This window comes from Pseudomonas sp. FP1740 (assembly GCF_030687165.1).
Classification (GTDB): domain Bacteria; phylum Pseudomonadota; class Gammaproteobacteria; order Pseudomonadales; family Pseudomonadaceae; genus Aquipseudomonas.
Window position 1 is genome coordinate 5078441 of sequence record NZ_CP117461.1, and the last position, 13411, is coordinate 5091851.

Annotated in this window: 16 protein-coding genes; 8 read left to right on the plus strand and 8 right to left on the minus strand. The window is 60.2% G+C overall.

All coding sequences use genetic code 11. The annotated features are described in order from the left end of the window. Positions 1 to 123 precede the first annotated feature (123 nt). Together PSH69_RS22700 and PSH69_RS22705 are read left to right on the plus strand one after the other, a co-directional pair. Complete coding sequence (locus PSH69_RS22700; protein ID WP_018926299.1) at positions 124 to 558, plus strand: hypothetical protein; 435 nt, start codon at positions 124 to 126, stop codon at positions 556 to 558. Then, positions 558 to 962: an META domain-containing protein gene (locus PSH69_RS22705; protein WP_007937547.1), complete on the plus strand. Its 405-nt coding sequence runs from the start codon at positions 558 to 560 to the stop codon at positions 960 to 962. Before PSH69_RS22700 ends, PSH69_RS22705 begins: the two co-directional genes overlap by 1 nt. Before the next feature lie 151 nt (positions 963 to 1113). Here the strand turns inward: PSH69_RS22705 and PSH69_RS22710 are convergent, their stop codons facing one another. Continuing rightward, positions 1114 to 1581 carry a TlpA disulfide reductase family protein gene (locus PSH69_RS22710; protein WP_305409899.1) on the minus strand — a complete coding sequence of 156 codons (468 nt, stop codon included), beginning with the start codon at positions 1579 to 1581 and terminating at the stop codon, positions 1114 to 1116. A gap of 114 nt (positions 1582 to 1695) precedes the next feature. On the opposite strand from PSH69_RS22710, the gene arsC reads away from it, so the two are divergent. The 3 genes from arsC to PSH69_RS22725 are packed head-to-tail and all read left to right on the plus strand — an operon-like array spanning position 1696 to position 3069. Next, positions 1696 to 2049: an arsenate reductase (glutaredoxin) gene (gene arsC / locus PSH69_RS22715; protein WP_305409900.1), complete on the plus strand. Its 354-nt coding sequence runs from the start codon at positions 1696 to 1698 to the stop codon at positions 2047 to 2049. After that, on the plus strand, positions 2046 to 2651 hold the full coding sequence (gene wrbA, locus PSH69_RS22720; RefSeq protein ID WP_018926302.1) for an NAD(P)H:quinone oxidoreductase: 606 nt from the start codon (positions 2046 to 2048) through the stop codon (positions 2649 to 2651). The genes arsC and wrbA overlap by 4 nt, the downstream gene beginning before the upstream one ends. Then, on the plus strand, positions 2644 to 3069 hold the full coding sequence (locus tag PSH69_RS22725) for a DUF2069 domain-containing protein (protein WP_305409901.1): 426 nt from the start codon (positions 2644 to 2646) through the stop codon (positions 3067 to 3069). Before wrbA ends, PSH69_RS22725 begins: the two co-directional genes overlap by 8 nt. A 121-nt stretch (positions 3070 to 3190) precedes the next feature. On the opposite strand, the gene PSH69_RS22730 is transcribed toward PSH69_RS22725, so the two are convergent. Together PSH69_RS22730 and ttcA are read right to left on the minus strand one after the other, a co-directional pair. Beyond that, entirely contained in the window at positions 3191 to 3865 is a 675-nt protein-coding gene (locus PSH69_RS22730) for a DNA-3-methyladenine glycosylase I (RefSeq protein ID WP_305409902.1), read from the minus strand. 67 nt (positions 3866 to 3932) lie between these two features. Further along, complete coding sequence (ttcA, locus tag PSH69_RS22735; RefSeq protein ID WP_007937538.1) at positions 3933 to 4757, minus strand: tRNA 2-thiocytidine(32) synthetase TtcA; 825 nt, start codon at positions 4755 to 4757, stop codon at positions 3933 to 3935. Positions 4758 to 5091: 334 nt separating this feature from the next. Here ttcA and PSH69_RS22740 point away from each other — a divergent pair, with 334 nt between their 5' ends. Both PSH69_RS22740 and PSH69_RS22745 read left to right on the plus strand, forming a co-directional pair. Then, positions 5092 to 5694 carry a Yip1 family protein gene (locus PSH69_RS22740; RefSeq protein WP_019581231.1) on the plus strand — a complete coding sequence of 201 codons (603 nt, stop codon included), beginning with the start codon at positions 5092 to 5094 and terminating at the stop codon, positions 5692 to 5694. A gap of 149 nt (positions 5695 to 5843) precedes the next feature. Next, entirely contained in the window at positions 5844 to 6338 is a 495-nt protein-coding gene (locus PSH69_RS22745; RefSeq protein ID WP_007937535.1) for a SprT family zinc-dependent metalloprotease, read from the plus strand. Positions 6339 to 6362: 24 nt separating this feature from the next. Here the strand turns inward: PSH69_RS22745 and PSH69_RS22750 are convergent, their stop codons facing one another. Together PSH69_RS22750 and PSH69_RS22755 are read right to left on the minus strand one after the other, a co-directional pair. Then, positions 6363 to 7544 (minus strand): CaiB/BaiF CoA-transferase family protein, encoded by a 1182-nt coding sequence (locus PSH69_RS22750; RefSeq protein ID WP_305409903.1) that lies wholly within the window; start codon positions 7542 to 7544, stop codon positions 6363 to 6365. Between the two features lie 143 nt (positions 7545 to 7687). Continuing rightward, complete coding sequence (locus PSH69_RS22755; RefSeq protein WP_305409904.1) at positions 7688 to 9022, minus strand: dicarboxylate/amino acid:cation symporter; 1335 nt, start codon at positions 9020 to 9022, stop codon at positions 7688 to 7690. A 338-nt stretch (positions 9023 to 9360) separates the two neighbouring features. On the opposite strand from PSH69_RS22755, the gene PSH69_RS22760 reads away from it, so the two are divergent. After that, positions 9361 to 10359: an AraC family transcriptional regulator gene (locus tag PSH69_RS22760; protein ID WP_305409905.1), complete on the plus strand. Its 999-nt coding sequence runs from the start codon at positions 9361 to 9363 to the stop codon at positions 10357 to 10359. Between the two features lie 199 nt (positions 10360 to 10558). On the opposite strand, the gene PSH69_RS22765 is transcribed toward PSH69_RS22760, so the two are convergent. The 3 genes from PSH69_RS22765 to PSH69_RS22775 form a co-directional block, all read right to left on the minus strand. Next, positions 10559 to 10918 carry a DUF6124 family protein gene (locus PSH69_RS22765; RefSeq protein WP_019581235.1) on the minus strand — a complete coding sequence of 120 codons (360 nt, stop codon included), beginning with the start codon at positions 10916 to 10918 and terminating at the stop codon, positions 10559 to 10561. 440 nt (positions 10919 to 11358) lie between these two features. Beyond that, complete coding sequence (locus PSH69_RS22770) at positions 11359 to 12705, minus strand: ATP-binding protein (RefSeq protein WP_305409906.1); 1347 nt, start codon at positions 12703 to 12705, stop codon at positions 11359 to 11361. Then, the gene (locus tag PSH69_RS22775; protein WP_018926312.1) at positions 12702 to 13379 is read right to left on the minus strand and encodes a response regulator transcription factor; all 678 of its coding nucleotides are present in this window, start codon (positions 13377 to 13379) and stop codon (positions 12702 to 12704) included. The genes PSH69_RS22770 and PSH69_RS22775 overlap by 4 nt, the downstream gene beginning before the upstream one ends. Positions 13380 to 13411: the final 32 nt, after the last annotated feature.

Consider the following 13411-nt stretch of genomic DNA (forward strand, 5'->3'; position numbering starts at 1 on the left):
AGAGATGCAAAAGTGGCAGTGTGCCACGAGTGGGCAGCTCATTTGAACCAGATCGAAGGTCACATGCCCGCGCCATGCTGGGTTGATGCCCGTGCTAGCATATCGCGCATATTTGGAGGACCCATGGTCGAACACGATTTCCGCTACAGCCTGATGAACCCGCAACACACCCTCACCGAATGCCGCGCCCTGGTGCCGGGGCGTTATCAAGTCACCGGCAACGGTGGCTCGATTCGTAACAACGACGTGCTGGTAGTGACCCTCAAAGGCAGCAAGGACTTGTCCATGCGACTGACCGTCGAAACGGTTCGCCACCTGATCAACCCGCCGGGCCAATGGGTCGCGGTGGCCAGTGGTCCGGTGTTCGGCGAACTGGCGATCCACACCTGGAAAGTCAACTGCGACAGCTGTGCCAAAGAGCTGAGCTTCGAGTTCGCGGTCGACGCCAAGCTGGGCAACAAAGCTGAAAAACCGGCCGCCACCGCACGGATTGCCGAACTGGGCTGGACCGCAGCCGGCGAAAAGCACCTGTGCCCGAAGTGCCAGGAGCCTGCGTGATGAAACGCCTTGCTCTGACCACGATGGTCGGTGCCAGCCTGCTGGGCTGCGCCGCCGAGCCGGTAAAGTTGCAACAGAACCGCAGTTACATTCTGGAGTGGATCGGCGAACGTCCGCTGATGGACTACAGCCACCTGACCATCACGCTCGGTGACGACGGTCGGGCCTACGGTAACGGCGGCTGCAACCACTGGTTCGCGCCGTATTCCCTGGAAGGTGAAAAGCTCAGCTTCGGCAAGATCGGCAGCACCCGCAAACTCTGCGCGCCGGCGTTGATGGAGCAGGAAAAACGCTTCCTGCAGGCGCTGGAAAACGTCCAGCGCTGGGACGTCTCACCAATTGATCAGATGCGCTTCTGGCCGGCCGAAGGCAAGCCATTGCGTTGGTGGCTTGAAGAGGGTTGATGCCCTCGCACTGATCGCACCGAACTGATCGTTCCCACGCTCCGCGTGGGAATGCATTTAGTGACGCTCTGCGTCACAGGGACGCGGAGCGTCCCGGGCGGCGTTCCCACGCAGAGCATGGGAACGATCAACTCAACAGGTCGGTGCTCGGTCAGTTGGTCGCCTGCAACGCCTCAAGCTTCGCCATCACCCCCGCCGCCGTCTGCTCGCCCATCAACTGTTCCCGCACCTTGCCCTTGTTATCAATGATGTAAGTCACTGGCAGCGCTTCACTGCGCGGCAACTCGAAAAGGTCGGCCGGGTCCTGGGCCAATACAATGAACTTGATCCCCAGTTTCTCGCTGGCGCTTTTCAGCTCTTCGCCCTGCACATTGTCGAAGTTGACCCCGAACACGCCGATCTTCTTGCCCTGGAGCTGCTCGGCCAACACATTCAGCTGTGGGATTTCGGTCCGACACGGGCTGCACCACTCGGCCCAGTAATTGAGCACCAGCCATTGTTTGTCCAGACGCTCGGCGGCGACCTTGTGACCATTCTGGTCGATGCCATAGTCGTTGCCACAGCCCCCCAGTAATAACGCCCCCATGATCGCCAATGCCGCTGCCAGTCGCCTTGTCATGTCTCAATCCTTGTCAAAAATGGAATGCACCTGCGACCCATCGCCTCCCAAGGTTCTGGATTACGCGCCGCACAGTTAGAATAGCCGCCACTTTACGCAAGAAGCGACCCGCACATGACCGATCTGACGCTTTATCACAACCCGCGCTGCTCGAAATCCCGCGGTGCGCTCGAACTCATCGAAGCCCGTGGCCTGACGCCAACGGTCGTCCGCTACCTGGAAACACCGCTGGACGCCGCGCAAATCCAGAGCCTGCTGAACAAACTCGGCATCAGCGCCCGGCAATTGCTGCGCACCGGCGAGGACGAGTACAAAACCCTCAACCTGGCCGACAGCGGTTTGAGCGAGGCGCAATTGATCGCCGCCATCGCCGCACACCCGAAACTCATGGAGCGGCCGATTCTCGAAGTCGGCGATAAAGCCATCATCGGCCGTCCGCCGGAAAATGTACTGGAGTTGTTGCCGTGAGCGCGCCGTACATTCTGGTGCTGTATTACAGCCGCAGCGGCTCGACCAATGAAATGGCCCGGCAGATTGCCCGTGGCGTCGAGCAGGCCGGCCTTGAGGCCAGGTTGCGCACGGTGCCGGCGATCTCCACTGAATGCGAAGCCGTGGCGCCGGACATTCCCGATGAAGGCGCGCTGTACGCCAGCCTCGACGATTTGAAGAACTGCGCCGGCCTGGCCCTGGGCAGCCCGACCCGCTTCGGCAACATGGCCGCACCGTTGAAGTACTTCCTCGACGGCACCAGCAACCTGTGGCTGACCGGCGCCCTGGTGGGCAAACCGGCCGGGGTCTTCACCTCGACCGCCAGCCTGCACGGCGGTCAGGAAACCACACTGCTGTCGATGATGCTGCCATTGCTGCACCACGGCATGTTGATCACCGGCCTGCCCTACAGTGAATCGGCGCTGCTGGAAACCCGTGGCGGCGGCACGCCTTACGGCGCCAGTCATCACGCCGGGGCCGATGGCAAAAGCGGCTTGAACGAACATGAAGTCGCATTGTGCCGTGCCTTGGGCCTGCGCCTGGCCAAGACTGCGCAGAAACTGGAGAGCCATCGTGGCTAAAAAGCCTAAGGTGTTGCCTGCCATCGAATGGCTCGAACCACGTGTACGGGCGATGCGCGTCATCAGCCTGCTGTGCTTTTTCGGTCTGGCGGGGCTGCTTTGCGCCTACTACCTGGTGTTCGCCGACCTGCATGGCGCGCGGCCGTGGGTGATTCTGCTGATCGAACTGGTGCCGCTGCTGTTGCTGGCACCGGGAATGATCGTCGGCAGTGCCCGTGGGCATTCGTGGATGTGTTTTGTGGTGAATCTGTATTTCATCAAGGGCGCATTGGCCGCCTATGACCCGAACCGGCAGCTGTTCGGTTTGCTGGAGATGGGCGCGAGCCTGGCGGTGTTCTGCTCGGCGATGCTGTATGTGCGGTGGCGCTATCAGTTGAACCGCAAGTTGGCGGGGGAAGGCGAGACTTCCCCCGCCTGACGGCCCCCTCCGATCATTCCCACGCTCTGCGTGGGAATGCATCAAGTGACGCTCCGCGTCACAGGGACGCGGAGCGTCCCGGGCGGCGTTCCCACGCGGAGCGTGGGAACGATCATCTTCGTCAGTGATTGACGGTGTAGGCCAGCATCATCGATATCTGGCTCATCGGCCGCCCACCGCTCTCTTCATGCCACTGGTTGAACGCATTCTGTACCGTGGCCAGATCCCGCAGACTGCTCGGCACCTTGTCGACGATCTGCTGCGCATTCAGCGCTGCCACCACGTCATAACTCGGCACGAAGGTGTCCTTGCCGACCATCCGCAAGAATCGCGGTGCCGATAACCCGCCCAACTGATGGCCGTGTTTTTTCAGGTAGGTCCACAGCCCGACGATGTCGGTCACCGGCCAGTCGGCGAGCAAGGCGCCAAAACTGCCCTTCTCATGGGCTACGTCCAGAATAAACTGCGCATTGCGCGGCACACTCTTGAGCTTGCCCAGGTGGCGGATGATTCGCGCGTCCTGCATCAAGCGCTCCAGATGCTCGGCGCTCATCAGCACGACTTTTTCCGGGTCGAACTTGAAGAACACTTCTTCGAACGCCGGCCACTTGGCATCCACCAGGCTGTGCTTGAGCCCGGCACGGAATACCCGCAACGCCATGGTCGAGAGGTAGCGGTCGTCGCTGATCTTGCGCAATTGCGCCGGGGTCTTGGGAACCGGCAGATGGGCTTCCAGTTCAGCCGCCGAACCGAAGCGGTTCAGACAGTATTCGTGCAGCCACTTGTAATCGCGCATGCCCTCTCCTATGGGATGAAATGAAAACGGCGCCCGCGAGCGCCGTGTGTCTGAGTGACTTGAACCGTCAGAGGTTCACTACGTTGACGAACCGCGATGCGGCGCTTTCGTCGATACGCAGGTTGGTGAAGTCGAACAGGTTGCGGTCCGCCAGTTGCGACGGGATCACGTTCTGCAGGCTGCGGAAAATGCTCTCGGTGCGGCCCGGGGTCTTGCGTTCCCACTCCTGCAGCATCTCTTTAACCACCTGGCGTTGCAGGTTTTCCTGAGAGCCGCAGAGGTTGCACGGGATGATCGGGAATTGCTTGAGGTCCGAGTAGGCCTGGATGTCTTTTTCGTTGCAGTAGGCCAGCGGGCGAATCACCACGTTGCGCCCGTCGTCGGCGCGCAGCTTTGGCGGCATGGCCTTGAGCGAACCGTTGAAGAACATGTTCAGGAAGAACGTCTCGACGATGTCGTCACGGTGGTGACCAAGGGCCATTTTGGTCGCGCCGATTTCATCGGCAAAGGTGTACAGCGTGCCGCGACGCAGGCGCGAGCATAGCGAGCAAGTGGTCTTGCCTTCCGGGATCAGCTCCTTGACCACCGAGTAGGTGTCTTTCTCGACGATGTGGTACTCGATGCCCAGTTCCTTGAGGTAAGCCGGCAGCACGTGCTCGGGGAAGCCTGGCTGTTTCTGGTCCATGTTCACGGCGACAATCTCGAACTTGATCGGCGCGACCTTCTGCAAATGCATCAGCACATCGAGCATGGTGTAGCTGTCCTTGCCACCGGACAGGCAGACCATGACCTTGTCGCCGTCTTCAATCATGTTGAAATCGGCTACAGCCTCACCGGCCTGGCGGCGAAGGCGCTTTTGCAGTTTGTTCTGGTTGACCGTAAGAGTGCCCATGACGCGAAATCCGTGAGGTGTGACGAAAGGCCGGCATTTTACGCAAAAACCCTTCAAGGGCGAAGAGCCCTGATGGATCGTACGAGATTCGGGTACATATCCGCGATCTTCGGTCATTTCAGCACCACCGAGGATCAAAATCTCAAGACACTTCCGCGATTAACGGTGTGCTTTACAGCGCGATTTGCTCTAAAGCCCTCGCACTATTGCAAGTAACTCCTTTCTATACTGCGACATAAGGTCGCACACGTATTCAGACCTGTTCTTACCTGGCCACTTTGGCCCGTAAGCGCTCCGCTGGGGGGCGATGGCAACAACAAGAGGAGTGACTGGCATGATCCATCACGTAGTGGGACTCTTTACCCACCCTGACCAGGAATGGAAAGAAATCCGTGGCGACGAGGAAGAAAGCATCAGCCACATGTACCTGACACACACCCTGATTCTGGCGGCGATCCCTGCCATATCGGCATTTATCGGCACTACGCAAGTCGGCTGGGTCATCGGTAATCGAGCGCCGGTCATGCTGACCATGGAAAGCGCGCTATGGATGACCATCATGTCGTACCTGGCGATGCTCGGCGGTGTCGCGGTGATGGGCGCCTTCATTCACTGGATGGCCCGTACCTATGACGCCAACCCGAGCCTGGCGCGCTGTATCGCATTCGCCACGTACACCGCCACCCCACTGTTCATCGGCGGCCTGGCGGCGCTGTACCCGCACTTGTGGCTGGGGATGATCGTCGGCACCGCGGCTGTCTGCTACACGGTGTACCTGTTGTATGTGGGGCTACCGACGTTCATGAACATCCCATCGGACGAGGGCTTCCTGTTTTCGAGCTCGGTGCTCGCCGTAGGACTGGTGGTGCTGGTAGCCATCATGGCGTTTACCGTGATTGTCTGGGGCCTTGGCGTGGGACCGGTCTATACCAACTGACAAACAAGCGCCGACATAAAAAACACGTTCCGCCACGACAGGCCGCCGCAAGGCGGCCTTCTAATGCGAGCAACGACCATTCGGCGCCTGAGCGATTCGCAAGCCCTCGGGGTTGCGGCATACTCGACATCCTTGGAGATCCATCAAGCATGCCCGAGCAACTCAATACCCGCGTCGAAGACTGTTTCCTGCAAGCCGAATCCTTTTTCAAACGACCTTTCAAACGCCCCGTGGTGAGCCTCAAGCTGCGCGGGCAAAAAGCCGGTGTCGCGCATTTGCATGAGAACCTGCTGCGCTTCAACCCGCAGCTGTACCGGGAAAACACCGAAGACTTCCTCAAGCAGACCGTGGCGCATGAAGTCGCGCACCTGATCGCCCATCAACTGTTCGGCGACCGCATCCAGCCCCACGGCGAAGAGTGGCAACTGATCATGCGCGGCGTCTACGAACTGCCGCCCAACCGCTGCCACACCTATGACGTCAAACGCCGCAGCGTGACCCGCTACATCTACAAATGCCCCTGCGCCGACAGCGATTTCCCGTTTTCGGCCCAGCGTCATAGCCTGGTGCGCCAGGGGCGGCGGTATTTGTGCCGGCGCTGTCGCAGTACGTTGGTGTTCAGTGGGGAGATGCGGGTCGAATAAGTTGAGTTTCGGCCGGGACAGACGCTAGATAACTACCTTGGCCCGCCGCAGCGCTTCAATCCGCTCAACACTAAACCCCAACTCCCCCAACACCTGATCCGTATGCTGCCCCAGCCGGGCGCCTATGTGCCGCGGCTCAGGCAACCCCGCTGAAAACTTCAACGGACAGGCCATCTGCGCCTGGGTCGAGCCATCGCCCCGCGGCACCTCAGCCACCATTTCCCGCGCCTGCAACTGCGGGTGCGTGACCGCTTCGCCCAGGCTCAACACCGGCTCGACACATGCATCGACCCCCGCAAACAGCTCACACAACCAGGCAAAGTCGTGTTTTTCGAATTCAATGTTCAGTGCGTCCTTGAGCGCCCGTTGCCGGGCGGGGTCGGACGACAGTCCCTCGGCCGCCAGTTCCGGACGGCCCAGCGCCGTGCACAGTTGCTGCATGAACCCCGGTTCCAGACTGCCCACCGACAACCAGCGGCCATCGCGTGACCGATAGTAATCGTAGAAGCTGCCGCCGTTGAGCATCTGGTCTTCCCTGCCCGGCTCAACGCCGCAGGCCAGGTATCCCGCGCCGGCCATGGCGTTCAGGCTGAAAGCGCAGTCGGTCATGCTCACATCCAGATGCTGCCCCTGCCCGGTCTGTTGCCGCGCAATCACCGCTGCCAGCAGCCCGATCACCCCATGCAACGAACCGCCCGCGACATCCGCCACCTGCATGCCCAACGGCAACGGGCCGCTGTCGGCACGGCCGGTGTAGCTCGAAAGGCCCGCCAGCGCCAGGTAGTTGATGTCGTGGCCGGCGCGGTCCTTGTAAGGGCCGGTCTGGCCGTAGCCGGTGATCGACACATAAATCAACCGTGGATTGATCGCCTTCAAGGCTTCATACCCCAGGCCCAGCCGTTCCATCACGCCAGGGCGGAATTGCTCCAGCACAATGTCGTAGTCCACAAGCAATTGCTTGATCACCTCCAGCGCCTCGGGCTGCTTGAGATCCAGCGCCAGGCTGCGCTTGTTGCGATTGAGGTACGCGTGGCTGGCCGACACGCCTTGATCATGGGGCGGCAGCACCCGCAGCAAATCCATGCGGGTCGGCGATTCGATGCGTAGCACCTCGGCGCCCATGTCCGCCAACAGCAACGAGGCGAACGGCCCCGGCAACAATGTCGAGAAATCCAGAACCTTGAGTGATGCCAGTGGACCGAGCATGAGCGTTCTCCAGTGCAGTCCCCCAAGCCTAGGCAGCCCGGGACATTGCAGCAATCACCTTATGTGCCAGTGACGCTGACCGTTACGCTCAAATCGCAGGCAACAAAAAACCCGCCGAAGCGGGTTTTTCATTACAACAAGGCTTACTTGGCGTTCGTCGGGGTTGCCCCTTCGACGTGGCCCAAAACATCGTCTTTAGGCTCGTCGGCAATGCCGCGACCGCCCGAGGCCAGCTCGGATTGCAGCACGTCGGTGTCCAGTTCCTTGACCCACTTGGCCACAACAATGGTGGCAACCGCGTTACCGATCAGGTTGGTCAACGCGCGGGCTTCGGACATGAAACGGTCGATACCCAGGATCAGCGCCAGGCCGGCAACCGGCAGGTGGCCAACAGCGGACAAGGTAGCGGCCAGTACGATGAAGCCACTACCGGTCACGCCAGCTGCGCCTTTGGAGGACAGCAGCAACACCACCAGCAGAGTGATCTGGTGAGTGATGTCCATGTGGGTGTCGGTGGCCTGAGCAATGAACACTGCCGCCATGGTCAGGTAGATCGCAGTACCGTCGAGGTTGAACGAGTAGCCAGTCGGGATCACCAGACCTACCACGGATTTCTGCGCACCCAGACGCTCCATTTTGATCAGCATGCGTGGCAGTACCGACTCCGAAGAGGAAGTACCCAGCACGATCAGCAGCTCTTCACGGATGTAACGAATCACTTTCAGCACGCTGAAGCCGTGAGCGCGAGCAATACCACCCAGCACGACCAGAATGAACAGCAGGCAGGTGATGTAGAAGCAGGCCATCAACTGACCGAGTTGCACCAGCGAGCCCACACCGTAGGCACCGATGGTGAACGCCATGGCACCGAAGGCACCGAGCGGCGCGAGCTTCATGATCATGTTGATGATGTTGAACATCACGTGGGCGAAGCGATCGATGAAGTCCAGGATCGGCTTGCCGTAGGCACCCAGGCGATGCAGGGCGAAACCGAAGATCACCGAGAACATCAGTACTTGCAGGATATCGCCCGTGGCGAACGCACCAATGATGGTGGTCGGGATGACGTTAAGCAGGAAGCCAACGACGCTTTGATCCGCACCGGCAGCCACATAGGTAGCGATTTTGGAGGCATCCAGCGTGGTGACATCGATGTGCATGCCGTTACCCGGCTGCACGATGTTGACCACCACCAGACCGACCAGCAGTGCAATGGTCGAAACGATTTCGAAGTAGAGCAGCGCGTAACCGCCGGTCTTGCCAACCGACTTCATGTTCTGCATGCCCGCGATACCGCTGACGACGGTGCAGAAAATGATGGGAGCGATGATCATTTTGATCAGTTTGATGAACCCGTCACCCAACGGCTTGAGGGCTACACCGGTCTGCGGGTAGAAGTGACCGAGCAGGATGCCGATGGCGATGGCAACGATCACCTGGAAATACAGGGATTTGTACAGTGGCTGACGAGTCGTCATTGCAAAGTTCCTCAAGAGCGCCCGGTGACAACATCCATCTGTTGCCCAAGACACTTCAATTGCGAACCCTCCTGCACTGGAGGGATTTGTTTTGTCGAGCTGCGCAACGGCAGGCATCTGCTGGTTGTATCGCAAGGCCCGTGCCACATTCGCCAAAAAGCCTGCGAGCCTTTTGACATCAAGGGTTACAGGTTTCTTTTGGTCACCAACCAGTTACAACTATGTGGCGGATTTCCGCCAACCCGCCTGACCTCGTCCTGCAATTTGGCGGATATCCGCCTTGTTCATCGTCGATGGGCACCGCTACCATCCATTGCTCAGTGGACGGACCTGCCCCCATGCGTGAACGCACCATCGCCAGCCATTTCGCCCGTGCCGCCCTCGGCGGCGCGCGCCGACGTGGCTACGACTATTCGAGCCTGATGCAGCAACTGGGGATCAGCCCCGAGTTGCTTGAAGAACCGCGCGCCCGAATCGCGCCTGAACAGTTCACCCGGTTGATCCAGGGATTGTGGCTGGCCCTGGACGACGAATACCTGGGCTTCGGGCAGGCCCCGAGCAAACCCGGCAGCTTCGCGATGATGTGCCACGCGGTGATCCACTGCCGCACGCTGGAGAAAGCACTCAATCGCGGCCTGTTGTTTTACAGCCTGTTTCCCGGGGCGCCGCGTCTGACTCTGAGCCGCGAAGGCGAGATGATTCGCCTGAGTCTCGACGATTCGCCGCTGTGGGACCCGGACCACTTCCTCAGCGAAAGCCTGCTGGTGATCTGGCATCGCTTCGGCAGCTGGCTGATCGGCCAGCGCATTCGTCTGGAGCACGCCACATTCAGCTACCCGAGGCCCGAGCACGGGGCCGAATACGACTTGCTGTTTTCCTGCCCGCTAACGTTCGATACTACTCAGAGTAGCCTGCTGTTCCACAGCCGCTACCTGAACATGCCGCTGTTGCAGGACGAACGAACCCTCAAGCACTTTCTCGAGCGCTCCCCTGCCGACCTGCTGTCACGCCCCGACGAAGGCGACAGCCTGAGCAGCCAATTGCGGCGCTTGCTCAGCCGCGACAGCGCACGCTGGCCGGATCTGGAAGCGGTGGCGGCGCACCTGCACATCAGCCCGCAAACCTTGCGTCGGCATTTGCGTGAGGAAGGCACGAGTTTTCAGGAATTGAAGGATCAGTTACGCCGGGACATCGCGATTTATCACCTGGGGCGGGCGGACCTGTCGTTGCAACAGATTGCCGAGCAGTTGGGGTTTTCAGAGCCTTCGGCGTTTCACCGGGCGTTCAAGAAGTGGACGGGGTTGACGCCGGGGGCTTATCGGGCGCAGGAGAATTGATGGTGTACTCACCGCATAACTATGCAGCTAGACAGGCTGTTGTGGCGAGGGGGCTTGCCCCCGTTGGGTTGCGAAGCGACCCCAAAATCTGCAACCGCAGGTATTCAGGTACACCGCATACACCGGTTTTGCGACTGCTGCGCAGCCGAACGGGGGCAAGCCCCCTCGCCACAACAAGCCCCTTTGCCACAGATCCTCGCTAGCCCTGCGGATCAAGGTTATCCAGCACTCGGTTGACGGCCAGCTCACCGAGCATGACCACCGATTGAATCCCCAACATCATGTTGCGATGTGGCATGTCCATCAACCCGGCGAATTCACTGAGCATCACGCTCGCTGACGCCAGGGATTCGCAGGCGTTGACCAGCAGGGTTTCGTTATCGACCTTCGCACCGACATGGTAAATGGTGCTGGGTTTGCGCTTGGTGTCTTTGGGAGTGGGTGGTTTGAGGTAGTGGTCGAGGGCGCGGTCGGCGGCTTCGTGGAGTTTTTTTGAGTCGAGGGATTCGTAGGGGGAAACGTCGTCGGGTGCTGGTGGATTAGGCGTTGGTTTGAACATGGATAAAGCCTCCTAGAGTCATGGAGCCGCCACTGTTCGCTGCGAGACGAAAGAAGGTGGCAGCTATACGCGGGTCGCAGACCGGGACTCTAGAACCGGCAGACCCGAAGGTCTCCCACGTACAGCCGCCATAATGTGAACGGAGGATGTTGTGCGTCTAGAGATACACGGGCTGCGAGACCCGATCGCTGATTCGTCAACGACAGGGAAACGATATAGCCCACGCCACAGGCGCACTAGCCGGCGGATTCTGGCGTAGTCGTAGGCAACGGCGCAAGGATGTGTAGCCTGAGTGAGTTTCTGGAAGTGTCGTTTAAACATCGCCGTTTAAGATCAAAAGATCGCAGCCTCGTTGCACTCGACAGCTCCTACAGGTGGACGCAATTCCCTGGAGCTGTCGAGTGCAACGAGGCTGCGATCTTTTCGGCCAGGCACCCACATCAAACCACCGGAAAATGAATCCGGAATGCCGCCCCGCCCATCGGCGAATCCCCCAGCGTCAGCTTGGCGCTGTAGCTTTCGATGATGTCCTTGACCACCGCCAAGCCAATCCCCTGCCCCGGATGCTGGCGGTCCAGCCGCTCGCCGCGCTCGAGAATTCGCGCGCGTTGGTCCGGTGGTACACCGGGGCCATCGTCTTCAATGCAAAGCTCAATGCCACTGAGGGTTTCGCGCACGCTGATGCGCACTTCGCCGAGGCAGAGGCGATAGGCGTTTTCCAGCAGGTTGCCCATCATTTCCAGCAAGGCGCCCTGCTCGATCGGCACGTAGCACTGATCCGGCAGATCGAAGGCGACCCGCACGCGTTTGTCGCGGTAGACCTTGTCCAGGGTGTCGCAGAGGCTTTGCAGCACCGGGCGCAGGCGCACCTGATGGCGCACCAGTCCGCTTTTGCGCAGGCTGGCCCGTTGCAGTTGATAGCTGATCTGCTGGCTCATGCGCTCGATCTGGGTTTGCAGCACCCAAGCCTGATCGCGCTCTTGCGGCTTTTGCGCCATGTCTTCGCTGACCCCTTGCAGCACCGCCAGCGGAGTTTTCAGGCTGTGGGCCAGGTCGTCGAGAGAGTCGCGATAACGGCTGCGCTGTTCACGCTCGCTGTGCAGCAAACGGTTGAGCGAGCCGGTCAGGCGCAGCAGTTCACGCGGGTGTTGTTCGCTGAGGCTTTCGCGGGTGCCGCTTTCGATCTGGTCCAGCTCCTGGCTCAGCCGGCTCAACGCCTGCAAGCCCCAGGTCAGGCCAACCCAGAGCAAAACGAGCAACACCAGCAGCGCGGCACCGAAGCCCAGGTAGAGGTTTTCCCGCAGGCCTTCGAGGGTGGCTTCGTATTCGCGCACCGGTTGCAGCGCGACGATGCTGAACGCCGCGCTTTTGCCGCCGAGCAGCTTGACCTCGACGTCATAGACGAAAAACTCTTCACCATTGGCCTCGCGAATCCTCGCGAACTCGTTGCCGCGTCCGTCGTAACGCGGCTTGTAGTTGATGTTCTCTTCCTGGGTGGCCTTCGAGCGCCAGACCAGGTGACCTTCGCGGTCATAGATGTAGCCGAGCAATCGGCTGTCGGCGAGGTTGAAACGCTCATCGGGCAACTGCGCCGGCATTTGCAAGCGGTTGTTATCCACCCGGGCGGCGGAGATCAGCGTGGTGACGTCCGACGCCAGGCGCTGCTCGATGGAGTCCTGCAACGCCAGGCTGAACGCGCCCTGCATCGCCGGCAGTAACGCCAGCATGAACAACACCGCCAGGGTGGTGGCGGCGAGCATCAAGCGGACACGAAGGGAACGAATCAAGTGCAGCGCTCATTGAACAGGTAGCCTAGGCCACGCACGGTATCGATCGGCTTGAACCCGGCCGGGCCTTCGAGTTTGCGACGCAAGCGGCCGACCAGCACTTCGATCACATTTGGATCGCGCTCGTCGTCATCCGGGTAGAGCTGCTCCATCAAGCGGTCCTTGGCCACCACTTGCTGGTGATGGCGCATCAGGTATTCGAGGATCCGGTATTCGTAGGCGGTCAGCGCCAGCGGCTGGTCATCGAGGGACGCCTGTTTGCGATTGAGGTCCAACAGCAAGGGACCGGCGACAATGGTCGACTGGGTGAAACCGCTGGAGCGACGCAGCAAGGCATTGAGCCGGGCGTCCAGCTCTTCGAACTGGAACGGCTTGACCACGTAGTCGTCGGCACCGGCGGCGAGGCCTTCGACCTTGTCTTGCCAGTTGCCGCGCGCGGTGAGGATCAGGATCGGAAACGTCTTGCCTTGGGAGCGCAGCTGACGAATCAGGTCGAGCCCGCCCATGCCCGGCAGACCGAGGTCGATCACCGCCAGGTCATGGTTGAACTGCTCGGCCTGATGCAACGCATCGATGGCGTTGGCCACGGCCTCGACCACGTGGCCGCTGTCCGTCAAACGGGTCTGCAGGTGATGGCGCAACAGCGCTTCATCTTCGACAACCAGCAATTTCATAAGGCTCTCCGGGGCAAATCAACATCTCCAAA